The 21,914-nt window shown below is 67.7% G+C and carries 22 protein-coding genes; 8 read left to right on the top strand and 14 right to left on the bottom strand.

Annotation, left to right across the window (positions count from 1 at the left end; translation table 11 throughout):
* Positions 1-73: 73 nt before the first annotated feature.
* Positions 74-844, bottom strand: coding sequence for a precorrin-6A synthase (deacetylating) (cobF, locus tag ACEQZY_RS10360; protein ID WP_341704383.1), 771 nt, complete (start codon positions 842-844; stop codon positions 74-76).
* Positions 845-860: 16 nt separating this feature from the next.
* The gene (locus ACEQZY_RS10355; RefSeq protein ID WP_341704382.1) at positions 861-1,745 is read right to left on the bottom strand and encodes a LysR family transcriptional regulator; all 885 of its coding nucleotides are present in this window, start codon (positions 1,743-1,745) and stop codon (positions 861-863) included.
* A gap of 112 nt (positions 1,746-1,857) precedes the next feature.
* Here ACEQZY_RS10355 and ACEQZY_RS10350 point away from each other — a divergent pair, with 112 nt between their 5' ends.
* The 7 genes from ACEQZY_RS10350 to ACEQZY_RS10320 are packed head-to-tail and all read left to right on the top strand — an operon-like array spanning position 1,858 to position 10,079.
* A complete protein-coding gene (locus ACEQZY_RS10350; RefSeq protein WP_372530178.1) occupies positions 1,858-3,111 on the top strand; it encodes an NAD(P)/FAD-dependent oxidoreductase in 1,254 nt (417 codons plus the stop codon).
* The gene (locus ACEQZY_RS10345) at positions 3,108-5,075 is read left to right on the top strand and encodes a hydantoinase/oxoprolinase family protein (RefSeq protein WP_370154037.1); all 1,968 of its coding nucleotides are present in this window, start codon (positions 3,108-3,110) and stop codon (positions 5,073-5,075) included. The genes ACEQZY_RS10350 and ACEQZY_RS10345 overlap by 4 nt, the downstream gene beginning before the upstream one ends.
* Entirely contained in the window at positions 5,072-6,691 is a 1,620-nt protein-coding gene (locus ACEQZY_RS10340) for a hydantoinase B/oxoprolinase family protein (RefSeq protein ID WP_370154035.1), read from the top strand. Before ACEQZY_RS10345 ends, ACEQZY_RS10340 begins: the two co-directional genes overlap by 4 nt.
* A 1-nt stretch (position 6,692) precedes the next feature.
* Positions 6,693-7,694: a Bug family tripartite tricarboxylate transporter substrate binding protein gene (locus tag ACEQZY_RS10335; protein WP_370154033.1), complete on the top strand. Its 1,002-nt coding sequence runs from the start codon at positions 6,693-6,695 to the stop codon at positions 7,692-7,694.
* Complete coding sequence (locus ACEQZY_RS10330; protein WP_370154031.1) at positions 7,691-8,074, top strand: RidA family protein; 384 nt, start codon at positions 7,691-7,693, stop codon at positions 8,072-8,074. Before ACEQZY_RS10335 ends, ACEQZY_RS10330 begins: the two co-directional genes overlap by 4 nt.
* An 11-nt stretch (positions 8,075-8,085) precedes the next feature.
* Positions 8,086-8,574 (top strand): tripartite tricarboxylate transporter TctB family protein, encoded by a 489-nt coding sequence (locus tag ACEQZY_RS10325; protein WP_341702428.1) that lies wholly within the window; start codon positions 8,086-8,088, stop codon positions 8,572-8,574.
* Positions 8,574-10,079 (top strand): tripartite tricarboxylate transporter permease, encoded by a 1,506-nt coding sequence (locus ACEQZY_RS10320; RefSeq protein ID WP_341702429.1) that lies wholly within the window; start codon positions 8,574-8,576, stop codon positions 10,077-10,079. Before ACEQZY_RS10325 ends, ACEQZY_RS10320 begins: the two co-directional genes overlap by 1 nt.
* Positions 10,080-10,125: 46 nt before the next feature.
* Here the strand turns inward: ACEQZY_RS10320 and ACEQZY_RS10315 are convergent, their stop codons facing one another.
* The 5 genes from ACEQZY_RS10315 to ACEQZY_RS10295 are packed head-to-tail and all read right to left on the bottom strand — an operon-like array spanning position 10,126 to position 14,536.
* Positions 10,126-11,343: an FAD-dependent monooxygenase gene (locus ACEQZY_RS10315; protein ID WP_370154028.1), complete on the bottom strand. Its 1,218-nt coding sequence runs from the start codon at positions 11,341-11,343 to the stop codon at positions 10,126-10,128.
* Positions 11,340-12,119 (bottom strand): ABC transporter permease, encoded by a 780-nt coding sequence (locus tag ACEQZY_RS10310; RefSeq protein WP_341702431.1) that lies wholly within the window; start codon positions 12,117-12,119, stop codon positions 11,340-11,342. The genes ACEQZY_RS10315 and ACEQZY_RS10310 overlap by 4 nt, the downstream gene beginning before the upstream one ends.
* A complete protein-coding gene (locus ACEQZY_RS10305; RefSeq protein ID WP_370154026.1) occupies positions 12,116-12,973 on the bottom strand; it encodes an ABC transporter ATP-binding protein in 858 nt (285 codons plus the stop codon). Before ACEQZY_RS10305 ends, ACEQZY_RS10310 begins: the two co-directional genes overlap by 4 nt.
* Positions 12,973-14,007 carry an ABC transporter substrate-binding protein gene (locus ACEQZY_RS10300; protein WP_341702433.1) on the bottom strand — a complete coding sequence of 345 codons (1,035 nt, stop codon included), beginning with the start codon at positions 14,005-14,007 and terminating at the stop codon, positions 12,973-12,975. Before ACEQZY_RS10300 ends, ACEQZY_RS10305 begins: the two co-directional genes overlap by 1 nt.
* 37 nt (positions 14,008-14,044) lie before the next feature.
* Positions 14,045-14,536: a VOC family protein gene (locus ACEQZY_RS10295; RefSeq protein WP_370154024.1), complete on the bottom strand. Its 492-nt coding sequence runs from the start codon at positions 14,534-14,536 to the stop codon at positions 14,045-14,047.
* Positions 14,537-14,832: 296 nt separating this feature from the next.
* Between ACEQZY_RS10295 and ACEQZY_RS10290 the strand changes: the two genes are divergently transcribed.
* Positions 14,833-15,936 carry a ring-opening amidohydrolase gene (locus ACEQZY_RS10290; RefSeq protein ID WP_370154022.1) on the top strand — a complete coding sequence of 368 codons (1,104 nt, stop codon included), beginning with the start codon at positions 14,833-14,835 and terminating at the stop codon, positions 15,934-15,936.
* 36 nt (positions 15,937-15,972) lie between these two features.
* Here the strand turns inward: ACEQZY_RS10290 and hpxZ are convergent, their stop codons facing one another.
* The 7 genes from hpxZ to ACEQZY_RS10255 are packed head-to-tail and all read right to left on the bottom strand — an operon-like array spanning position 15,973 to position 21,879.
* Positions 15,973-16,347 (bottom strand): oxalurate catabolism protein HpxZ, encoded by a 375-nt coding sequence (gene hpxZ, locus ACEQZY_RS10285; RefSeq protein WP_341702436.1) that lies wholly within the window; start codon positions 16,345-16,347, stop codon positions 15,973-15,975.
* Between the two features lie 7 nt (positions 16,348-16,354).
* Positions 16,355-17,743, bottom strand: a complete 1,389-nt coding sequence (locus tag ACEQZY_RS10280) for an AtzE family amidohydrolase (protein ID WP_370154020.1) — start codon at positions 17,741-17,743, stop codon at positions 16,355-16,357.
* A 10-nt stretch (positions 17,744-17,753) separates the two neighbouring features.
* Positions 17,754-17,942 carry a DUF4089 domain-containing protein gene (locus ACEQZY_RS10275; RefSeq protein WP_341702438.1) on the bottom strand — a complete coding sequence of 63 codons (189 nt, stop codon included), beginning with the start codon at positions 17,940-17,942 and terminating at the stop codon, positions 17,754-17,756.
* Complete coding sequence (locus ACEQZY_RS10270; RefSeq protein WP_341702439.1) at positions 17,939-19,024, bottom strand: ABC transporter ATP-binding protein; 1,086 nt, start codon at positions 19,022-19,024, stop codon at positions 17,939-17,941. The genes ACEQZY_RS10275 and ACEQZY_RS10270 overlap by 4 nt, the downstream gene beginning before the upstream one ends.
* Positions 19,021-19,992: an ABC transporter ATP-binding protein gene (locus ACEQZY_RS10265; protein ID WP_370154018.1), complete on the bottom strand. Its 972-nt coding sequence runs from the start codon at positions 19,990-19,992 to the stop codon at positions 19,021-19,023. The genes ACEQZY_RS10270 and ACEQZY_RS10265 overlap by 4 nt, the downstream gene beginning before the upstream one ends.
* Before the next feature lie 31 nt (positions 19,993-20,023).
* On the bottom strand, positions 20,024-20,869 hold the full coding sequence (locus tag ACEQZY_RS10260) for an ABC transporter permease (protein ID WP_341702441.1): 846 nt from the start codon (positions 20,867-20,869) through the stop codon (positions 20,024-20,026).
* Positions 20,866-21,879, bottom strand: a complete 1,014-nt coding sequence (locus ACEQZY_RS10255; protein ID WP_341702442.1) for an ABC transporter permease — start codon at positions 21,877-21,879, stop codon at positions 20,866-20,868. The genes ACEQZY_RS10260 and ACEQZY_RS10255 overlap by 4 nt, the downstream gene beginning before the upstream one ends.
* Between the last annotated feature and the right edge of the window lie 35 nt (positions 21,880-21,914).

Below are 21,914 nucleotides of genomic sequence, written 5' to 3'. Positions count from 1 at the left end.
GTTATTTGCCCAGATCAGGGAAATTGAGTCTGGAGCACAGCTAGCTTCTGACTGCCTCCTCCGCCAGTATCGCCTAGTCACGGTCCCGCCGGCGCAGCAGATAGCTGTCCATGATCCAGCCATGCGCCGCCCGGGCCGCCGCACGTTTCCGCGTGATCTCGTCGGCCACATCGGCCAGCCGGCCGGCGACGAGAATCTCGTCCGGCGTGCCGATATAGGCGCCCCAGAAGATATCGAGATCCGCGCCGGCCAGCCGGGCAAAGGCCTGGTCGGCATCCAGCATGACGAAGACGCTGTCGGCATCGGCCGGCCAGCCGCCGGCGGCCAGCCGGCGGCCGGTGGTGATCTCGACCGGCCTGCCGATCCGGTTCAGGGTCGTCCGGTGGCGCGCCGTCAGTGCCTGCAGGCTGCTGATGCCGGGGATCACCTCGTAGTCGATGGCATGCCGGCCGCTGCTGGCGATGCTGTCGATGATGCGGATGGTGCTGTCGTAAAGGGCGGGGTCGCCCCAGACGAGGATGCCGGCGCACTGGCCGTCTTGCAGTTCCGCGCCGATCAGCTGTTCGAAGACCGCCTGCTTGTCGCGGTTCAGGCCGTCGATCACCGTGCCGTATTCGCCGGCATCGCGGCTCCAGTCCGGGCTGCGGGCCTCGGCGAAACGGTAGCGGCGGTCCGGCCGGATGAACCGCGTGCAGATGTCCCGGCGCAGGGCGATCATCGCCTGCTTGGCCTCGCCCTTGTCCATGAGGAAGAAGACGTCGACCTGGTTGAGTGCGGCGATGGCCTGCGCCGTGATGTAGTCCGGGTTGCCGGCGCCGATGCCGATGATCAGGATTCTCTTCATCTGCCTTGCCGTCATGTCAGGGCCGGGTCCGTTCGGCCAGCTGCCGGAAGGCTCTGGCTGCCGGCGACAGTTCGTAGCCTTTCTTGGCATAGATATGGAAGCTGCGCATCACCACCGGGCTGGCGATGTCGATGAAGGCGGCCCCGAACAGCCGCCCGAAAGGTTCGGCATAGCCCGGCGCGGCGGTCACGCCCATGCCGCGGCCGACCAGCGCCAGCGCGGTGGGCAGATAGCGCACCTGGGTGGTACGCGGCAGATGCACCGACATGCCGGACCACACCGTGCGTTCGAGATGGCCGCTGAAGGTATCGGAATAGAGAATCCATTCGGCATCGGCCACATCGGCCCAGACGAGCATGTCGCGCCGGGCCAGCGGGCTGTCGGCGGCGCAGACGCACTGGATGCGCTCCTGCCACAGCAGGTCCGCCTGCACACCCTCGGGCACCGGCCGTTCGGGACCGATGCCGAGCTCCGCCTCGCCGCGGCCGACCGTGTCCACCACCCGGTCGGCGGTGGTGTCGGTCACCGTCACGGCGATCTCGGGATACAGTCCGCGGTACTGTGCCAGCACCGGCGGCAGCCAGGAACAGGCCAGCATCTGCGGCACCGCCAGCCGCAGGGTGCCGCGGCGCAGGGCGCGCAGGTCGGCGGCGCCATCGACCACCTCGCGCAGGTCGCCGAGGATGCGCTGGGCGATCGGCAGCAGCTGCTGTCCGGTCTCGGTCAGCCGCACGGCGCGCTTGACCCGGTCGAACAGCGCCAGGCCGATATCGGTTTCCAGCTGGCGGATCAGCATGCTGACCGCCGACTGGGTCAGATGCATGCGGCGCGCGGCCTGTGTGAAACCGCCGGACTGGGCGACCTCGCAGAAGGCCCGCAGCTGTCGCAGGGTGATGTTCATAAGATTTCCTTATGAAAAGAGAAGTAGAATTCATTTGTATGATGGATCAACCGCTCTGACAATACATCTCCATGACGGCACCGTGTCCGAACGGGGCCTTTCGGGGGATGGCATGCATATTGCTGTAATCGGTACCGGTATTGTTGGCGTTTGCACGGCGGCATGGTTACAGCGCGATGGCCATCAGGTGACCTTTATCGATCCCCGCGAGGCGGGCGAGGCCTGCTCGTTCGGCAATGCCGGCTCGCTGTCGCCCAGCGCCTGCCTGCCGGTCGGCATGCCCGGCATGTGGAAGAAGGTGCCGAAATGGCTGCTGGACCCCGAGGGGCCGCTGACCATCCGGCCGGCCCATCTGCCGGTGGTGCTGCCCTGGCTGGCCCGCTTTCTGCGCGCTTCGACCCGGGAGGAAGTGACCCGCATCGCCGCGGCCATGCGCGAGCTGCTGAAACCGGTCTTCGACTGCTACGAGCCCCTGCTGCAGCGGGCCGGCGCAACCGGACTGGTGCGGCGCAGCGGCTGTCTTTACGTCTATTCCTCGCGCCAGGCCGCCGACCAGTGGAAATGGGGCATGGACCTGCGCCGCAGTCTCGGCGTCGAACTGCGCGATGTCGACAGCGACGAACTGGCGGAAATGGAGCCCGACCTGAAGGGCCGCTTCCGCTTCGGCCATTACGCGCCCGATAACGGCTCGGCAGCCGATCCCGCCGCGCTGGTGAAGGCGATCTATGCCCAGGCGATCAGGGACGGCGCCACGCATCTGCGCCAGGGCGCGGCGGATTTCCGGCAATCCGGCGGCATCGTTTCGGCTGTTCTGCTCGACAATGGCGAGGCGCTGCCGGTGGATGGCGTGGTGGTGGCCGCCGGTGCCTGGTCGGCCGCGCTGGCGGCGCGGGTCGGTGCCCGCGTGCCGCTGGAGTCACAGCGCGGCTATCATGTCACCGTCGCCAGCTCGAACCTGCAGCTCGGCCGCACCGTGATGGCGACCGAATACAACATGATGGTCAACCCGATGGCGATGGGCCTGCGGCTGGCCGGCACCGTCGAACTGGCCGGCCTGAAGGCGCCGCCGCGCTATGCCCGGGCCGAGGCCCTGCTGAAGAAGGGGCGGGAGCTGTTCCCGCATCTCGACACCAGCAGCACCAGCCTGTGGATGGGGCACCGCCCCTGTCTGCCTGACAGCATGCCGGTAATCGGCCGGGCCCCGCGGGCGGAGAATGCCTGGCTCGGTTTCGGCCACGGACATGTCGGCATGTGCGGCGGTGCCAGCACAGGCCGCGAAATCGCCAACCTGGTTGCCGGCCGGGCGCCGGAAATCGAGCTGGCGCCCTTCCGGCCGGAACGGTTCGGCGAGAGGAGGGCGGGGTGAACGCAGCCGCATCCTGGTCGGTGGGCATCGATGTCGGCGGCACCTATGTGGATGCCGTCGCCAGCGATGGTACCGGCCGGCTGCTGCGGCGCAAGATTCCCCGCACCGATGCCGATCCGGCGGTTTCCGTCCTCGCCGCGACCGACGATTTCCTGGCCGCTGCCGCGATTGCGCCGGCCGCGGTCGGCCGCATCATCCACGGCTCGACCCTGGTCACCAACCTGCTGCTCGAGCAGACGGCGCCGTCGGTGGCCGTGGTCACCAACCGGGGTTTCGGCGATGTGCTGCTGGTCGGCCGGCAGAACCGCCGCGACCTGTATACCCTGACGCCGGAACCGCAGACGCCGAAGGCGCTGTTCCCGGATGCGCTGCGCTTCGGGATTGCCGGCCGTCACGATGCGTCCGGTGCGGAAACCGAGCCGCTGGATCCGGCCGAGCTGGCTGCGCTGGTCCGCCGGGTTGCCGATAGCGGCGTGCCGGCCGTGGCGGTCTGCCTGCTGCATGCGACACGCAATCCTGCCCACGAGACGGCAGTGGGGGCGGCCCTGGCTGCCGTCCTGCCGGACCTGGCGATCTCGCTGTCGCACCAGGTCGATGTGGCTGCCGGCGAGTTCGAACGGTTTCTTGCCACCGCGCTGGATGCCTATGTGAAGCCGTCGGTGCGGCGCTATCTCGATGCGCTGACCGCGGGCCTGCTGGCGCGCGGTCTGCCGGAACCGGCCATTGCGACCTCGGATGCCGGTCTGTGCCTGCCCGCCGCTGCCGCGGCGGCGCCGCTGAGCCTGGCCCTGGCCGGTCCGGCCGCGGCGATGAGCGGTTTCCAGCTCCACGGCGGCGCTGATCCGGCGGTGCCGTGCATCTCGGTCGAAACCGGCGGCACCACCACAGATATCGGCCTGATCGGGCCGGCGGGCATCGTCTGCGGACGCCGGGTCGGGATCGGCGGCCTGACTGTCAGCCTGCGGGCGGCAGACATCCTTTCGGTGCCGGTCGGCGGCGGCAGCATCGTGCAGGTCAACCAGGCCGGCGCCCTGCGCCTGGGCCCGCGCTCGGCCGGCAGCCTGCCCGGCCCGGCCGCCTATGGCCGCGGCGGCACGGCCCCGACCCTGACCGATGCGCTGGTGGTGCTGGGTCGCCTGCCGGCCCGGCTGGCCGGCGGGCTGGATCTGGATGCGGCGGCGGCGCGGCGGGCGATGGATGGCGTGGCGCTGGCGCTGGGCTGCGACCGCGTGGCGGCGGCGGAAGCCGTGGTTTCGGCGGCGGCAGCAATGATCGCCGAGGGCGTGAAGGCGCATGCCTATCGCCATGGCATCGATCCGACCGGTGCGCGGCTGATTGCCGGTGGTGGTGGCGGCGGCCAGCATGCCGCCGAAGTGGCCGATCTGCTGGGCTGCAGCCGGGTCACGATCCTGCCGGATGCCGGCGTGGTGTCGGCGCTGGGCTGCCTGGCGGCGCCGCAGATGCAGGCCGGGGAATGTGCCCTCGATCTTGCCCTGACGGATGCCGGCTGGTCTGCCCTGCAGGCGGCGGCACGCGGGATTGCCGCGGCGGCCGGCCCGCAGGCGGCCATCGAATGGTCGGTCGAGGCCGTGTATCAGGGCCAGTCGGCGGCACTGGAAATTCCCTTCGACCCGGATCGCGACACGGCGGCGGAACTGGCGCAGCGGTTCGACGATGCCCATGAGAAGATCCGCGGCCATGCCTTTGCCCGCAGCCGGCAGCTGCTGCGCCTGCGCGGCCAGTGGGTGACGATTTCCGCCGCGCTGCGCGAGCCGGCCAAACCGGAAGCAGCGCCGCTGCATGCCGATGCCGATCTGGCCGGGCCGGCGGCGCTGTTCACCGACACCACCAGCGTCTGGGTTCCGGCCGGCTGGTTCTGCCGGCGCGAGGCGGGCGGCGGCCTGGCGCTGCAGCGCGGCGGCCTGGCGGAGATGCCGGCCTGCCGGCTGGAGGGGGCGGCATGAACCCGGCCCGCCTGCCTGCCGCTCTGGTGCCGCGGGCCGAACCGCTGCGGCTGTCGCTGCAGGCGGCGGCCGACCGCATGCAGGACAGCCTGATCGGCGGCGCCTATTCCGCCATCGCCCGCGAGGCCGGCGACGGCGCGGCGGCGCTGTTCCTGCCCGATGGGCGGCTGCTGGCACAGGCGCGCTCGCTGCCGCTGCTGCTGGGGTCGCTGATCCCCGCCGTGGCGGCCGTGCTGGTGCGCTTTCCCGCAGTGTCGATGCGCGAGGGCGACGGCTATCTGCTGAATGATCCCTTCGCCGGCGGCACGCATCTGCCCGACCTGACGCTGATCCGCCCGGTCTTCCTGGGCGGCGAGCTGATCGGCTTCGCGGCGGCCAGCCTGCATCACCAGGATGTCGGCGGCATCACGCCGGGCTCGATCCCGCCGCATGCCACATCGATCTTCCAGGAAGGGCTGCGCATTCCGCCGATGCCATCGCACCGCAACGGGCTGCTCGATCCGCAGCTCGAGGCGCTGCTGGCGGCCAACAGCCGCACGCCCGACCTGCTGCTGGGCGATCTGTCCTCGCAATGGTCGGCGACGTCCCTGGGCAGCCGTGAACTGCAGCAGCTGGCCCTGCGTGAAGGCGCGCATTTCCCGGCTCTCTGCGATGCACTGATCGCCCAGGCGGATATCCTGACGCGCCAGGCACTGCTGGCTGCGCCGGATGGCACCGGCCGCTGGGAAGACGCGCTGGACAGCGATGGCGTCGGCGACGACCCGGTGCCGATCCGCGTGACCGTGGAAAAGCGGGGCGACCGGCTGCGCATCGATTTCACCGGCTCGTCGCCGCAGACGCGCGGTCCGGTCAATGCCGCACCGGCCGCCGTCCTGTCGGCCGCCCTGTATTTCATGCGCTCGCTGGCGCCCGATGCACCGAACAATGCCGGCTGCCTGGCGGCCCTCGATCTGGTGCTGCCGGAAGCCAGCGTGGTCAATCCGCACTGGCCGGCCGCGGTGAATGCCCGCACCGGCACCGTGAAGCTGGCCTGCAATGCCATCATCGGCGCCTGGAGTGCCATCGCGCCGGAAACCGCCGCTGCGGCCAATGCCGGGGTGGCCGCGGTGATCGCCTTTGCCGGGACCGGACCCGACGGGCGGTCCTTCGCGCTGACCGAGGTGGTGGCCAGCGGCGCCGGCGGCCATGCCGGCGGCGATGGCACCGGCGGCATCTCCACCGATGTCAGCAATGCCCGCAACACGCCGGTCGAGATCGTCGAGGCGCGCACGCCGATCCGCATCGAAGGCTATGGCCTGGCGGCCGGTTCCGGCGGTGACGGCCGGCATCGCGGCGGCGACGGGCTGCGCCGGATCTACTGCCTGACCGGTGGCAGCGGCACGGTTTCCTATCGCGGCGAGCGGCATCGACAGGCCGCCCGCGGCGCGGCCGGCGGCGCGCCCGGCGCGCTGTCGCTCGCCTGGATCGAACGGGCGGATGGACGGATCGAGACGCTGGGCGCGAAAGCCCAGTTCGAGTGGCGTGCCGGGGATCGGCTGCATGTCGAGACCGCAGGTGCCGGGGGCTGGGGACAGCCGGAGGGTCGACAAGCGACTGCAACAAGCGAAGGAGACTGAGATGACAGGGGTTATTCGACGGGACATGCTGAAAGGGGCGGCGGCCCTGGTTGGTGCCGCGGCCATGGCGCTGGTGGCTTCGGCCGGGCCGGTGCTGGCGGACACCTATCCCTCCAAGCCGGTGACGATCGTGGTGCCGTTTCCGCCGGGCGGTTCGACCGACCTGCTGGCCCGCCAGATCGCCGAGAAGATTGCCGGCCCGCTCGGCCAGCCGGTGGTGGTGGAGAATCGCGGCGGTGCCGGCGGCACCGTCGGCGCCTTCCATGTGGTGAAGTCGGCGCCGGATGGCTACACGCTGCTGATGGGCGTGACCGGTTCCAACGCGATCAGCGCCGCCCTGCGCGACGACCTGCCCTATGACCCGGTCAAGGATTTCGCCCCGGTCAGCCTGGTGGTCAGCGCGCCGCTGGTGCTGGTGGTGAATGCCGACAGCAAGTTCAAGACCGTGCAGGATGTCGTTGCCCACGCCAAGGCCAAGCCCGGCACCTTCACCCATGGTTCGCCCGGCGTCGGCACCTCGATGCATATGGCCGGCGAGCTGTTCGGCCTGCAGTCGGACACCAAGCTGGTGCATGTTCCCTACAAGGGCAGTGCCGCCGCCCTGCAGGACCTGCTGGGCGGACAGATCGATGCCATGTTCGGCGATCTGCTGGTGGTGTCGGAGCATGTGAAGGCCGGCAAGCTGCGGGCGCTGGGCGTCACCTCGATGAAGCGGCATCCGATGCTGCCCGACACTCCGACCATTGCCGAGACGGTGCTGCCGAAATACGAGGCGACCTCGTGGCAGGGCGTGTTCGCTCCGGCCGGCACGCCGGCGCCGGTGCTGACACGGCTGTATCAGGAAGTTTCCAAGGCCCTGGCCACGGACGAACTGAAGGCGTTCTTTGCCCAGCGCGGTTTCCTGGTCGAAGGCCGCACCCCGGAAGAATCGAAGGCCTTCATCGCGGCGGAAGTGCCGAAATGGAAAGAGGTCGTGAAGGCGGCCGGGATCAAGACGCAGTGATCGAGCATATCGGCGGGCCTGTCCTCAGGGGAGGACAGGCCCAACCCATCACACCGGTGATCCGCGTCGATGCCCCGCTGGTTTTCATAGCCGGGCTGGTGCCGATGGTGGACGGCAAGCCGGCGGCACCGGATATTACCGGGCAGACCCGTTGCGTGATCGGCATGGTCGAGGCCGAACTGGGGAAGGCCGGCTGCCGGCTGGAGGATATCGTCAAGGTCACCGTATGGCTGACCGACAAGGACGATTATCCCGGCTTCAATGCCGCCTATGCCGAAATCTTCGGGACCGAGCGGGCGCCGGCCCGGTCGACCGTGATTTCCGGCCTGATCGCGCCGGTGCGGATCGAGATGGAAGTGGTCGCCGCCTGCCGGCGATAGGAACAGGTTTCATGCAGCCTTCCGGAGACGAGCAGATGCAGGCGCATTCACCGGACGAACGGCGGGCCCGCCGCCACGAGCAGATAGCGGCGGGTGTCGTCATGCTGTTCGGCCTGGTCATGGGCGCCATCGCCTATGGCTATCCGATGGGGTCGCTGGCCCGCCCCGGGCCGGGCTTCGGTCCCCTGCTGATTGCCGGGCTGATCGTCGTGCTCGGCGCGGCCGTGATGTTCGAGATGCGCCATGCGGCGGTCCGTCCGTTCAGCCTGCCGCTGCGGCCGCTGCTGGCGGTCAGTGCCGGCATCCTGGCTTTTGCCCTGCTGGTCGAGCAGACCGGGTTCATTCCGGCCACCATCGCCCTGGTGCTGCTGAGCGGCCTTGGCGAGCGCCGCCTGTCGGGCTGGCCGCTGCTGGGCGTCGCGGTTTTCATGGCGCTGTTCGGCTCGGCCGTGTTCATCTGGGGACTGGGCGTCCCCCTCAAGGCGGTGGGGTTGCCGTGATGACGGATTTCCTGTCCAACCTGATGCTTGGCCTGCAGACGGCACTGAGCCCGTCGGCGCTGCTGTTCTGTTTCATCGGCGTCACCGTCGGCACCTTTGTCGGCGCCCTGCCGGGCCTCGGCCCGCTGGCGGCGATCTCGCTGGCCCTGCCGATCACCTACTATCTCGATCCGACCGCCGCCCTGATCATGCTGGCCGGCATTTTCTACGGCACCCAGTATGGCGGTGCGATCGCCTCGATCCTGCTGAATCTTCCGGGCACCGCCACGGCGGCCGTCACCTGCATCGACGGCTACCCGCTGGCGCGGCAGGGCAAGCCGGGGCTGGCCCTGTTCACCACCGCCATCAGCTCCTTCTTCGGTTCGTCCTTTGCCATCCTGCTGGTGATGGGTTTCGCGCCGCTGATTGCGTCCTTTGCGCTGGCTTTCGGTTCGGCCGAATATTTCTCGGTGATGATTCTCGGCCTGGTGGCGGCCTCGACCCTGACCGTCGGCTCGCCGCTGAAGGGGCTTGCCATGGTCGCCTTCGGTCTCGCCATCGGCCTTGCCGGCACCGATGTCGATACCGGCATGTACCGTTTCACTTTCGGCATCCTCGAACTGTCGGACGGCTTCAGCCTGGTGGCGGTGGCCATGGGCCTGTTCGGGGTGGCCGAGATTCTCTGCAATATCGGCCTGCCGGATGGCGAGCGGCTCAATCACGGCCGCATCTCGCTGCGCTCGATGCTGCCCAGCCGCAAGGAATGGCGGCAGTACTGGGCACCGGCAACCCGCGGCGCCGTGGTCGGTTCGTTCGTCGGCGCCCTGCCGGGTACCGGCCCCGGCATCGCGTCGTTCATGGCCTATGCGTTGGAGAAGAAAATCTCCAAAACACCGCAGCGCTTCGGCCATGGCGCGCTGGAAGGCATCGCCTCGCCGGAATCGGCCAACAACGCCTCGGCCCAGGCCGCCTTCATCCCGACCCTCAGCCTCGGCATCCCGGGCGATGCGATCATGGCCGTATTGCTGGGTGCCATGATGATCCATGGCATCACCCCCGGCCCCAGCCTGATCAGCGAGCACCCGGCCATGTTCTGGGGGCTGATCATGAGCTTCTGGATCGGCAACATCCTGCTGCTGATCCTGAACATCCCGCTGATCGGCATCTGGGTGCGGATGCTGACAATTCCCTATCACCTGCTGTATCCGGCGGTGCTGGTCTTCATCTGCATCGGTGTGTACAGCGCGGATAACAGCGTCTTCGACGTCTATATCGTGCTGATCTTCGGGGTGATCGGCTATTTCATGCGCCGGTTCGACTATCCGGCGGCACCGCTGCTGCTCGGCTTCATCCTCGGGCCGCTGCTGGAAGAGCATTTCCGCCGCGCCCTGCTGCTGGGACGCGGCGATCCGGCGGTGTTTCTGGAGCGGCCGATCAGCCTGGTCTTCGTGATCCTCAGCCTGCTGTTCCTGCTCGGCTCGTTCCTGCCGCTGATCCGGCGGCTGGCCGCCCGTTCCGAGGCCTGAGCGGCGACGGCCGTTCGGGTAGCAGGGCTTCAGGCGGCCCGGCTGCTCAGGCCGCCGGGGCGTCGCGGTAGAGCCGGGCCAGCTTGGCGCGGAAGCCGGGCGCGTTCTTGGCCAGGCTGCCGCTGACCGGATCGGCGCCGGCCAGCATGGTGTCGGTGGCGTCGCGCGAGAAGCGCACCACGAATTCCACCCGGTCGCGGCGTCGCTGCTCGATGCGGCGCACGGCCCCGGCAAGATCGCCGTCGTTGCCGGCCAGTGCCTGCCGCAGTTCGGCGACGGCGACGCAGGCATCCTCCATGGCCTGGGTGGCGCCCTGGCCGAGAGTGGGAACCATCGGGTGTGCGGCGTCGCCCAGCAGCAGGATGCGGCCATTCGGATCGGCGAAGGCCATGTCGGCTTCCTGCAGCCGGGCCCAGTGAATATCGGCCACATTGCTGCAGATGGTGTCGATCAGCCAGGCGCTCTGGGCATGAGCTGCGCCATCGGCCGGGGTATACAGGGCGCGCAGCGCCGCGGCGGTTTTCGCCGCCGCCGGCACATCCCGGTCGGCGGGAATCGGGAAGGACCCGGCGATATAGGTGGCATTGCCCGGCACCCGGAAGGCCAGCAGGCGGTTGGGGCCGTTGAACCACTGTTCGTAATCATCGATCAGTTCGGGCCTGGTTTCCTCCACCAGCAGGCGGAAGATGCAGACGCCGAGGAATTCCGGCTGCGGCCGGGCGAGGAAAGTCTCGCGCACGGCAGAATAGCGGCCGTCGCCGGCAATCAGCAGGTCGATGCCGTCGATCACTGCGGTCACGCCGCTCCGGCGGTTGCGGGTCTCGACCACGATCGGCCCCGCCTCGCCGGCACGCGCATAGCGCATGGCGATGACCTCGGTGGAAAAGCGCACATGCTGCAGCACCGGCTGGCGCAGCAGGCGGTAGAGTGCCGACCAGCGGATGCGGATGCCCGGGTTGTCGGCCACATCCAGCAGCGGCAGGTTCATCAGCTCGCGGCCGTTGGTCAGCGAGATGCGCCAGCTGTTCCACGGCAGGCTCTGCTCGACCAGCGTTCCGGCCAGGTCGGGCAGGAAGGCGCGCAGGGCCTTGATCGCGTTGGGGCCGACATTCAGACCGGTGCCGGCATCGCTGTGATCCTCCGGTGCGGCGCGTTCCAGGCAGATGATATCGGCCCCGGCAATGTCCTTCAGGCCGTAAGCGAGGATGCTGCCGGCGACACCGGCGCCGACGATGACGATGCGCCTGCGGGGCCCTGCCGTCATTTGCCACCCCAGTGCACGAAGGATTTCTCGATCACCAGGAAGACCCAGTTCATGCCGTAACCCAGTGCACCGGCGGCAAAGATCGCCGCATACATGGTGGGCATCTCGAACAGCATCTGCGCCTCGATCAGCCGGTGGCCGATGCCGTCGGTCGAGCCGATGAACATCTCGGCCACCACCACGATCACTAGCGACAGCGAAATGCCGTTGCGCATGCCGATGAAGGTCTGCGGCAGCGACTCCCAGAAATACACGTCGGCCAGCACCCGCCAGCGGCCGGCGCCCATCACCTTGGCAGCCAGCACCCGGGTCTTGCGGGCATTCATCACGCCATAGGCGACGTTGAACAGGATCACCAGCACGGCGCCGAAGGCCGCCACCGCGATCTTGGTCTTGTCGCCGACCCCGAACAGCACCAGGAACAGCGGAAACACCGCCGAGGCGGGGGTGGAGCGGAAGAAGTCGATGACGAATTCCACCGAGCGGTAGAGCTTCTCCGCGGCGCCGAGGATCACGCCGAGTGGAATCGCGATGGCCGAGGCAATCGCGAAGGACAGCACGGTGCGATAGATGGTCTGCCAGAAATCGAACAGCAGCGGGCCGGCGACCAGGCCGTCGACCAGTGCCTGCAGGGCCTTCTGCGGCGGTGGCAGCAGCACCGGATCGGCCAGTTCCATGGCGGTGGCCAGCCACCAGACGAAAACCAGCAGGATGACGCCGGCCACCGGGCGCAGGCGGCCAAGCTTGGCGGAAGCGAAGGTCAGCGCGGCGTTCACAGTCTGGCCTCCCGCCGGAAGATGTCCAGGCAATGGCTCTTGATCTCGACGAATTTCGGATCCGACAGGGTCTCGGCGCTGCGCGGACGTGGCAGCGGCACCTCGACATAATCGGCGATGCGGGTTGGCCGCCGGGTCAGCAGCAGCACATAGTCGGCCAGATACACGGCTTCCTCGAGGTCATGGCTGACGATCACCATGGTGGTGTTCGTCTCCATGAAGGCCTTCTGCATCTGGTCGCGCATGAACAGCGTCATCTCGTAATCGAGTGCCGAGAAGGGCTCGTCGAGGAACAGGACTTCCGGTTCCATCACCAGGGAACGCAGGATCGAGACAGTCTGCTGCTGGCCGCCGGACAGCTCGTAGGGATAGCGGTTGAAGTCGATCTTGACGTCGAAGCGGGCCAGAAGCTTTGCCACACGGTCCTCGCGCTCCGCCTTCGACAGGCCCATCAGCTTCAGCGGGTAATGGATGTTGTCGATGGCGCGCAGCCAGGGGAACAGGGCCTCGCGGTAATTCTGGAAGACATAGCCGATCCGGGTCTCGTCGATGGTCTTGCCGTCGAACAGGACATCGCCCTTGTCGACCGGGATCAGGCCGGCAATCATGTTGATGATGGTGCTCTTGCCGCAGCCATTGGGTCCGAAGACCGAAACCACCTTGCCGCGCGGCAGGTCGAGGTCGAAGTTGTCGTAGATGACCGTACCGTTGAACTGCTTGGAGAGGCCGCGCACCGTGATATGGGTGCCGGGCGGAAACCAGCGGTATGACTTTTCGTCGGCCGGAGCCGGGGGCGGCGTCTCCGCCGCCCCGCCGTTCACCAGCCGCATCGCGCTGCGCGACCCTCCGAACATCAGCTGGCCGCCTTCTTGTCGAGGACGACGAGATACTTCGAGGTATCGACCTTCTCCTTCAGCACGCCGCTTTCGGTGGTGAAATCGATCACCTTCTGGAAGTCCTTCTTGTCCTGGGCCGAGAGCTGGTCGACCATCAGCATGCGCGGCAGCGGGATGGTCATGGCCAGATCGGCCGGGGTGAAGGTATTGCCCTTCAGCAGCTCGCGGGTGGTCGGATCCTGCTCGATGTCCTTCAGCGCCTTGCGCCAGGCGGCGGCGAAACGCTTGGCGACCTCGGGCCGCTCCTTCATGAACTTGCCGGTGATGGCGCCGCCGGCCATGAAGGCATAGGCCTCCTCGCGGCCGATGATGTATTTCGACACCACGCCGGCCTCGACCGTGGTGGCGGCCCCGGTCTTGTTCATCACCGTGCCGTTCGGCTCCAGTGTATAGCCGGCATCGAAGGTGCCGGCCTTCATGGCATCCACATGCAGGTTCATCGCCAGCTCGGTCAGGGTGTAATCGGAACCCTCCTTGAGGCCGACGGCGCCCAGAACGGCGCGGGCCATGGCCATGTTGCCGGCGCCGGGTGCCGACATGATCTTCATGGTCTTGCCCTTGAAGTCCTTCACGGTCTTGGCGTCGATGCCGGACTTGGCCACGAACTGCTCCATCTGGGCGAACTTGTTCTGGCCGTAGAGGGCGACGTAATGGACCAGGCCCTCCTTCTTGGTGTTGGCATTCATGCCGTCGACGGTGACGAGATTGGCGCCGGCATCCAGGTCGCCGGTCAGCATGCCCTGCACGATCGGCGGCGCGCCCATCAGCTTGACCATCTCGGCATCGATGCCGGCTTCCTTGAAATAGCCGCGCTCCAGTGCGACGAAATAGGGCAGGGCGGACGAGACCGGGAAGACACCCACCTTCACCTTGTCGGCAGCGGCGGCCATACCGGGGAAGGCGAGGCCGGCCGCGAGGGCCATGGCGGCGGTACCGGCCAGGATCAGGGCGCGCCGGCTGAGGGCATGCAGGGCAGTCTTGGTCTTGGTCATGTCAGCATCCTTTCTGTGAAACGCAGGTCCGGGAATTTCAGGCAAATTCGTAGGCGGCCGGATCGAAGAAACCGGCGCCGGCGACATAGCGCCGGCCCTCCGACATGTCGGGCGGCGGGCCGGATTCGGAGCGGCCGTCGAAGGTCAGCTCAAGCTGCACGCCGTTGGGGTCGTAGACGAAGAGCTGCCAGTAGGTCGTGTTCGGCACCAGGAATTCGCGCCAGGCGATGCCCTGCCGGCGGAACCGGGCGATGAAATCGTGGTAGCCGACGGCGGTCAGCGAGATGTGGTCGATGGCGGCGGTGCCACGCGGCGCCTGGCCGTCGGGGCCGAGCGCCGGGCCGCCGGCATAGATGTGGATGATCGCCTCGCCCACCGGAGTCGGCACCGCGATCCAGGCGCCGGGATAGCCGAAATCCGGACGCGGCGCTTCCGCAAGGCCGAGCAGGTCGCAGTAGAACCAGCGGGTCCGGTCGAGATCCGCCGTCTTGATGGCCACATGAAACAGGCCTGTGATCACTCCGGACATGGCACTGGACCGCTGCGCAGGGTGTATACAATTTCCGGAAGGCAAATTTGCAAGCCGCGTGCCATGCACGCGGGGGCTGCTGCGCCGGAGGCTGCCCGGCCGGGATTCAGCTTAAGGGCGACGCTGGCCGTGCCATTGCCGGAGAATCGTTCAGCTGTGCGGGCGGCGGCGCCCAAGAATTGGGCGTTTTACCGGCGGAGCGGCGCAAATGCCGGGCGATGCGGCGCGGAAAGCGGCGGAATGCAATTTGCTTCAGGCTTCATATCCGTGTTCGCCGTGCAGTCCGGAGGATTATCATGCGCGCGTCCGTTCATCGCCTCGGGATGGCGCATCCCGGCGATCTTTCCCAGCTTGCAGCATTGTTCGACAGTGGCGTGGTCGATCCGCGCCATGTGGTGGCGGTGATCGGCAAGACCGAGGGCAATGGCGGCGTGAACGATTTCACCCGCGGCTATTTCACGCTCGCTTTCTCGGCTTTGCTGGCCGAACGCACCGGCCGCCGGCGCGGGGAAATTGTCGAATCGGTGCCCTGTGTGCTGTCCGGCGGCACCGAAGGCGTGCTGACGCCGCATTACCTGGTGTTCTCCCGCGATCCCGCTGCCGATGGGCCGGCAGGCGGGCCGAAGCGGCTGGCGGTAGGCGTCGCGTTCTCGCCGCCGGTGCCGCCGGAAGCAGTCGGCCGGCAGACCCATGTGGAGATGGTGGCGGCCGCCGTGGGCCAGGCCATGCGGGATGCCGGCATCAGCGACCCTGCCGATGTGCATTTCGTGCAGGTGAAGGCACCCTGCGTGACGGCAGCCCGGGCGCAGGAAGCGGCGGCCCGCGGTGCCTCGGTGCTGACCGCCGATTCCGGCCGTTCGATGGCTTATGCCCGCGTCGCCGGTGCCTTCGGGGTGGCGCTGGCGCTGGGCGACGCACCGGCCGGTCGGCTGACCGAAGCTGCCATGTTCCGCGACTATGACATCTTCTCTGACCGGGCCAGCATTTCGTCCGGCGTCGAGGTCGCCTGCAATGAGGTGATCGTGCTGGGCAATGCCGCCGGCTGGTCCGGCGATCTGGCCATTGCGCATCGGCCCATGAAAGACGCTCTCGATATCGGCGGCATCGTCGCGGCGCTCGATGATCTCGGACTTGCCGCCGCGCCGCAGCTGGTGCCGGCCGCCGCGGCGCGAGTCCGGGGGGTGCTGGTGAAATGCGAGCCAGACCGCCGCGGCCTGGTGCGCGGCAACCGTCACACCATGCTGGACGACACGGATATCAATGCACAGCGGCATATCCGCGGTGCACTGGGCGGGCTGGTGGCCGGCGTGCTGGGCGATGGCCGGATCTTCGTCTCCGGCGGTGCCGAACATCAGGGCCCCGATGGCGGTGGCCTGATCGCCGTGATCGCGGAAATCTGAGGCGTGCCAGCCCGGCAGGCTGACTGCTCCGGGATGTCAGCCTAAGAGGCTGACATGAGCGGAAACCACCTTCCAGCCGTCGGGCGTCCGCATCCAGGTCTGGCTCTGCCGGCCGGTCTTGGTCGAGCCTGCCCGCCGGAATTCGGTATTGGCGGTGGCGAAGTCGCGGCCATAGGTGGTGATCGCCGTGTTGAAGATCTCGCGTTCCAGCCCGGCCGGCGAGCGGCCGGCGCGGAAGGCCTGGATCTGGTCATAGCCATAGAGATTCTCGGTCACGCCATAGCGGATGGTATGCGGGCTGTTGCAGAACAGCTCGTCCAGCACCGCCACGTCATTCGAGGTCAGCGCCTTTTCGTAGCGCATGAAGGCGGCGGTCACCTCGGTCAGAATCTCGGGGATATTGATCTCCATACGCTCCTCACACGGCTTTCGACGCGGCGATGCCGGTCTTCTCGAGATGGCGGGCGACGCGCAGGGCGAGGTCCTCGCGCCACGGCGCGGCGATCACCTGCACGCCGATCGGCAGTTTTCCGTCCCGCTCCGCCCAGGGTGCGGCGACCACCGGCAGGCCGATGGCGGAAACCGGCTGGGTGAACAGGCCGAGATTGGCGCGCACCGGCATCTCGACCCCGTTCAGGGTTATCATCACCTGACCAAGCTTCGGCGCCGTACAGGGCGTGGCCGGGGCGAGGATGATGTCGACATCGCGGAACACCTCGGCGACCCGGGCGCGGTACCAGGCGCGGAAGCGGTGCGCCTGCACCAGCCAGTCGGCCGGCAGCATCAGGCCGGCGAAAAAGCGGTCGCGGGTGGCCGGATCGAAATCGCCGGCGCGGGTCTTCAGCCGCTCGCGATGCAGGTTGGCGCCCTCGCTGGCGGTGATCACATAGGCTGCCGCGCGACCGCGGCCGGCTTCCGGCAGGGTGACGTGGCGGTCGGTGCCCAGCGCCTTCGCGAAGGCGGCCACGGCCGCATGGGCCTCCGCCTCGCCGGTGGCGGCAAAGTAATCGTCGGCGACGGCAATGCGCAGGCCGTCGATGCCGGCTTCCAGCGATGGCAGGGCCGGTTCGGACGGCTTCTGGGCGCACCAGCGGTCGGCCGCATCCGGCCCCTGCATGGCATCGTAGCTGAGTGCGAGATCTGCCACCGATCGCGCCATCGGCCCGAGATGGTCGAGATCGGCCACGAAGGGAAAGCTGCCATGGCGCGTCAGCCGGCCAAAGGTCGGTTTCAGGCCGAACAGGCCGCACAGCGACGAGGGCACGCGGATCGAGCCGTTGGTATCCGAGCCCAGCGCCAGCGGCACCATGCCGGCGGCCACCGCGGTGCCCGATCCGCCCGACGATCCACCCGACATGCGGGTCGGATCATGCGGATTGCGCGACGGGCCGTAATGCACATTCTCGCCGGTGAAGTCATAGGCGTATTCGCCCATGTTCAGTGCGCCGACCAGGATCGCGCCGGCGGCTTCCAGCCTTTGCACCAGGGTCGCATCGGCGGCCGCCGGCTTGCGGTCGCGGTTGATCTTCGATCCCGCCAGCGTCGACAGGCCGGCGATATCGAACAGGTTCTTCACGGCAAAGGGCATGCCGGCCAGCGGACCCAGCGGGCGGCCTTCGTCACGCATCCGGTCGATGGCCGCGGCCTTCGCCCGTGCCCGCTCGGAGGTGACGGCGGTGAAGGCATTGAGTGCGGGATTGGTGTGTTCGATCCGGTCCAGCGAAACGCGCACCGCCTCGGTGGCGGAAATCTTTCCGTCGCGGACGGCGGCGGCGATCTCGGCACCGGTGCTCTGCCAGGTGATCATGGCCGCACCGTCAGGGCTCGAAGCGCGAGGCCGGCTCGGTCTCGTCGGGCAGGGGATGCGACAGGAAAGACTGGGCGATCTGCCAGGATCGCTGCAAGTTGTCCTGAATTCCCGGTTTCCAGCTGTCATCCAGTTCCAGGCCGAGCATGCCGGCCGCGGCCATCATGTGTGCGCCGGCATCGAAAGGAGGTTTGTTCACGCGACTTTCTCCATCGGATCATTCGCTTCGGGCCGGTCGTCACCGGGGAAATGGCAGGCCACCGAATGGCCGGGCCCGACAGCATGCAGCAGCGGCATGCTCTGTTCGCAGGCAACGTTACCTTTCGGACAGCGGCCATGGAAGCGGCATACCTTAGGCGACGGGTCGATCGGGCTGCGCGGTTCACCGGCAATGCGCAGGCGCGGTGCGCCATGACCGTCCTTCCGTGTGCCGGGCTCGAAATGCGGGATCGCCGACAGCAGGGCGCGGGTATAGGGGTGCTGCGGATTCCTGAAAACTTCTTCCGCCGGGCCGGTTTCGACAATACGGCCGAGATACATCACCATCACGCGGTCGCACAGCAGGCGCACGACATTGAGATCATGGCTGACGAACAGGTAGCTCATCCCCAGCCGCTGTTTCAGATCCTGCAGGAGCTGCAGGATCACCACCTGCACCGAGACATCCAGCGCCGCGGTCGGCTCGTCGAGAATCAGCAGGTCAGGTTCGACGGCAATGGCCCGCGCGATGCCGACACGGGCCTTCTGGCCACCCGAAAGCTGGTGCGGAAAGCGGCCGAGAAGTTCTGCCGGCAGGCCGCACATGGCGGCGAGTTCCTCGACCCGTGCCTTCAGGGCGGCCCGCGGCAGCGGCTTCAGGCGCTGGATCGGATCGGCGATGGCGGCGGCAGCCGTGAAGCGCGGGTTGAGGCTGTCGGTGGCATCCTGGAATACCATCTGGATGCGCGGCCGGAAGGGTGAATTCCCGAACCCTTTCGCCGGCATCTGGCCGATCTCGATGCCGTCCAGCCGGATGCTGCCATCGGTCAGATCCAGCAGGCGGGTCAGCAGCCGGACCAGGGTCGACTTGCCGCAGCCGCTTTCACCCACCAGCCCCATGGTTTCGCCGCGGGCGATGGTGAAGGTGACATCGTCCACCGCATGCAGAAGCGACGGTGGCTGTGCGGCACCGCGGATGCGGTCGATCAGTCCGGCCTTGCGGCCGACCGGGAACTGCTTGTGCAGCGACTGCACGTCCAGCAGCGGCTGGCTGAAGGGCGGAGTATCGTCAGGGGCGGTCATAGCGGGTTCCAGCAGGCGACGACACTGTCCGGCCCGTCGCCCAGAACGCGGGGCAGGGCCTGGTCGCAGCGCGCCAGCCTGCGTTCGCAGCGGGCGATATAGCGGCAGGGTGGAATTTCGGCCTGCCGCAGGTCGGGCAGGCCGCCGGGGATGGCGGCGAGCTCGGCCAGGCTGGCGGTCGGCCGCGGTGTGGCGGCGATCAGCTTGGCGGTATAGGGATGGCGCGGATGCCGGAACAGCTCGGCGGTCGGCGCCGCCTCGACGATATGGCCGGCATGCATGACGACGATACGGTCGCAGTATTCGGCCGCCATGCCGAGATCATGGGTGATCAGCAGGGTGGCCATGCCCTGGGCGCTGCCCAGTTCAGCGATCAGATCCATGATCGCCGCCTGGGTGGTGACGTCGAGGCCGGTGGTCGGCTCGTCGGCGATCAGCAGCCTGGGGGCGCAGCTCAGCGCAATGGCGATCATGATGCGCTGGCACATGCCACCCGACAGCTCGAAGGGATAGGCGCGGGCGCGGCGCTCCGGATCGGGGATGCGCACCCGCGCCAGCATCTCGACAGCCCGTTTCGGGGCTTCGGCGCGGGTGACGCCGCCATGCTGCAGCAGCACGTCGGCGATCTGGTCCCCAACCCGGCGGATCGGGTTGAGCGCCACCCGCGGATTCTGGAAGATCATCGACATCTCGCGCCCGCGGATGTCGCGCAGGGCCGCTTCCGGGGCGGTCAGCAGGTCGAGGCCGCCGAAGGTGGCGGTGCCGCCGGAGACGCGGCCGGCCGGGTCGAGGATTCCCATCACCGTATAGGCGGTGACCGACTTTCCGGAACCGGATTCGCCGACTATGGCGACCATCTCGCCCCGACCGATATCGAAGCCGACATGCTCCAGCGCCCTGACGATTCCGGCTCGGGTGCGGAATTCCACCGACAGGTTGTCGACGCTGAGGACCGGTGCGGCGGTCATGTGCGCCTCCGCTTGCTCTCGGTCGGCGCACTCATGTGCGCCTCCGGGGATCGACGATGTCGCGCAGGCCGTCGCCCAGCAGGTTGAAGCAGAACACGGCTACCATCAGCGCAAGGCCGGGAAACAGGGCCACCCACCACTCGCCCGAAATCATGAAAGCGGCGCCCTCGGCCACCAGGATGCCCCATTCCGGGGTTGGCGGCGCGATGCCCAGCCCGATGAAGGACAGGCCGGCGGCATTCAGGATGGCATAGCCCATGGTCAGTGAGCATTGCACCATCAGGATCGGCAGGATGTTGGGCAGGATCTGCAGCAGCAGGATGCGTGCCTCCGAATTGCCGGACAGCCGCGCCGCTTCGACGAATCCGGCATTGCGGCGGACATTGGCCTCGGCACGGGCAACGCGGGCATAGAGTGGCGTGTTGATGATGGCCGTGGCCAGGACGATATTGCCGACCGAGTTGCCGAGCGCGGCGACGATGCCCATGGCCAGAACGAATAACGGGAAGGCCATGATGGTGTCGGCGGTGCGGCCGACAATACGGTCGGTCCAGCCGCCGAAGAAACCGGCCGCAATACCGGCCAGCGCGCCGATGGCAAAGGTCAGCAGAACAGACGCAAAGGCGATGCCGAGATCAAGCCGGGTGGCGACCAGAACGCGGCTGAAGATATCGCGGCCGAGTGCGTCGGTGCCGAACCAGTGGGCAGAGGATGGCGGCTGCAGCGCCATGGCGGCATTGGTCGCCAGCGGGTCGTAGGGGGCGAGCCAGGGCCCGAAGATGCCGCATAGGATGATGAAACCGAACAGCGCGAAGGCGAACAGCGTGATCGGGTTCTCGGTCAGCACATAGCGGATATGGCGCAGAGTTGCGGTCATGCCTCGAAGCCCACCCGCGGATCGATCACGATATAGAGGATGTCAATGGCCAGGTTGAGCGCCACATACATCAGCGCCATGGTCAGCACGAAACCCTGGATCGGCGCATAATCCGAGGCGATCAGCGCCTCGATCGCGAACGTGCCGATGCCGGGCCAGGAAAAGACCTTCTCGACCAGAACATTGGCACCCAGCAGGAAGGAGAACACCATGCCCAGGGTGGTGATCACCGGCAGCATCGCGTTGCGGAAAGCATATGTGTAGATGATCTTGCGGCGCGGCAGGCCGGCCGCGCGGGCGGTGCGCACGAAGTCGCTGGCCAGAACCTCCAGCATGGCGGCACGGGTCATGCGCGCCAGCGGTGCCAGAGTGAAGACGGCCAGCGTGACGACCGGCAGGATCAGCTGGGCAGCAGCGGCGCGGAAGGTCTCGAGATCGCCCTCCAGCAGCGTGTCGATCAGGTAGAAGCCGGTAACGCGGGTGGGCGTGGAATAGAAGATGTCGAGCCGGCCGAGCGGTGCCGGAGCGATACCCAATTGGTAATACAGCACATAGACCAGCAGCAGGCCCGTGAAAAAGGCCGGCAGGCTGACGCCGGCGGTGGTGACCACGCGGCAGGTATGGTCAATGAGCGAACCTGGCCTGGTGGCAGCCATCACGCCGAGCGGCACGGCAATCAGCACCGACACGATCAGGCCAAGCAGGGTGAGTTCCAGCGAGGCCGGCAGGCGGGTGACGATCTCGGTCAGCACCGGCTGGCCGGTGGCGACCGAATTGCCGAGATCACCCTGCACGAGATCCTTCAGGTAGACGATGAACTGTTCCGGCAGTGACTTGTCGAGGCCGAGGCTGCGCCGGATTTCCTCGATGGCTTCCTTGGTGGCGGCCGGACCGGCGAAGAAGGCGGCCGGGTCGCCGGGCAGGGCGCGGGTGAGGACGAAGGTGACCACCAGGACGCCGATCACGCTCGGGATTGCCGACAGGATCCGTTTGCCGATCAGGCCCAGCATGGTGCTCCTTCGCCCTCCTCGTTACCGCGGATGTC

This window comes from Ferrovibrio sp. (assembly GCF_964218355.1).
Taxonomy (GTDB): domain Bacteria; phylum Pseudomonadota; class Alphaproteobacteria; order Ferrovibrionales; family Ferrovibrionaceae; genus Ferrovibrio.
The sequence above is the reverse complement of the archived record's forward strand: the minus strand, read 5'-3'. Positions and strand labels throughout refer to the sequence as shown.

What these genes read in the sequence shown, in the direction of transcription:
- ACEQZY_RS10290 (WP_370154022.1), top strand. Translation starts at nt 14,833, where the DNA reads ATGCGCGCGTCCGTTCATCGCCTCGGGATGGCGCATCCCGGCGATCTT.
- hpxZ (WP_341702436.1), bottom strand. Translation starts at nt 16,347, where the DNA reads ATGGAGATCAATATCCCCGAGATTCTGACCGAGGTGACCGCCGCCTTC.
- ACEQZY_RS10320 (WP_341702429.1), top strand. Translation starts at nt 8,574, where the DNA reads ATGACGGATTTCCTGTCCAACCTGATGCTTGGCCTGCAGACGGCACTG.
- ACEQZY_RS10295 (WP_370154024.1), bottom strand. Translation starts at nt 14,536, where the DNA reads ATGTCCGGAGTGATCACAGGCCTGTTTCATGTGGCCATCAAGACGGCG.
- ACEQZY_RS10265 (WP_370154018.1), bottom strand. Translation starts at nt 19,992, where the DNA reads ATGACCGCCGCACCGGTCCTCAGCGTCGACAACCTGTCGGTGGAATTC.
- ACEQZY_RS10270 (WP_341702439.1), bottom strand. Translation starts at nt 19,024, where the DNA reads ATGACCGCCCCTGACGATACTCCGCCCTTCAGCCAGCCGCTGCTGGAC.
- ACEQZY_RS10355 (WP_341704382.1), bottom strand. Translation starts at nt 1,745, where the DNA reads ATGAACATCACCCTGCGACAGCTGCGGGCCTTCTGCGAGGTCGCCCAG.
- ACEQZY_RS10335 (WP_370154033.1), top strand. Translation starts at nt 6,693, where the DNA reads ATGACAGGGGTTATTCGACGGGACATGCTGAAAGGGGCGGCGGCCCTG.
- ACEQZY_RS10350 (WP_372530178.1), top strand. Translation starts at nt 1,858, where the DNA reads ATGCATATTGCTGTAATCGGTACCGGTATTGTTGGCGTTTGCACGGCG.
- ACEQZY_RS10315 (WP_370154028.1), bottom strand. Translation starts at nt 11,343, where the DNA reads ATGACGGCAGGGCCCCGCAGGCGCATCGTCATCGTCGGCGCCGGTGTC.
- ACEQZY_RS10340 (WP_370154035.1), top strand. Translation starts at nt 5,072, where the DNA reads ATGAACCCGGCCCGCCTGCCTGCCGCTCTGGTGCCGCGGGCCGAACCG.
- cobF (WP_341704383.1), bottom strand. Translation starts at nt 844, where the DNA reads ATGAAGAGAATCCTGATCATCGGCATCGGCGCCGGCAACCCGGACTAC.
- ACEQZY_RS10255 (WP_341702442.1), bottom strand. Translation starts at nt 21,879, where the DNA reads ATGCTGGGCCTGATCGGCAAACGGATCCTGTCGGCAATCCCGAGCGTG.
- ACEQZY_RS10305 (WP_370154026.1), bottom strand. Translation starts at nt 12,973, where the DNA reads ATGTTCGGAGGGTCGCGCAGCGCGATGCGGCTGGTGAACGGCGGGGCG.
- ACEQZY_RS10325 (WP_341702428.1), top strand. Translation starts at nt 8,086, where the DNA reads ATGCAGCCTTCCGGAGACGAGCAGATGCAGGCGCATTCACCGGACGAA.
- ACEQZY_RS10260 (WP_341702441.1), bottom strand. Translation starts at nt 20,869, where the DNA reads ATGACCGCAACTCTGCGCCATATCCGCTATGTGCTGACCGAGAACCCG.
- ACEQZY_RS10280 (WP_370154020.1), bottom strand. Translation starts at nt 17,743, where the DNA reads ATGATCACCTGGCAGAGCACCGGTGCCGAGATCGCCGCCGCCGTCCGC.
- ACEQZY_RS10300 (WP_341702433.1), bottom strand. Translation starts at nt 14,007, where the DNA reads ATGACCAAGACCAAGACTGCCCTGCATGCCCTCAGCCGGCGCGCCCTG.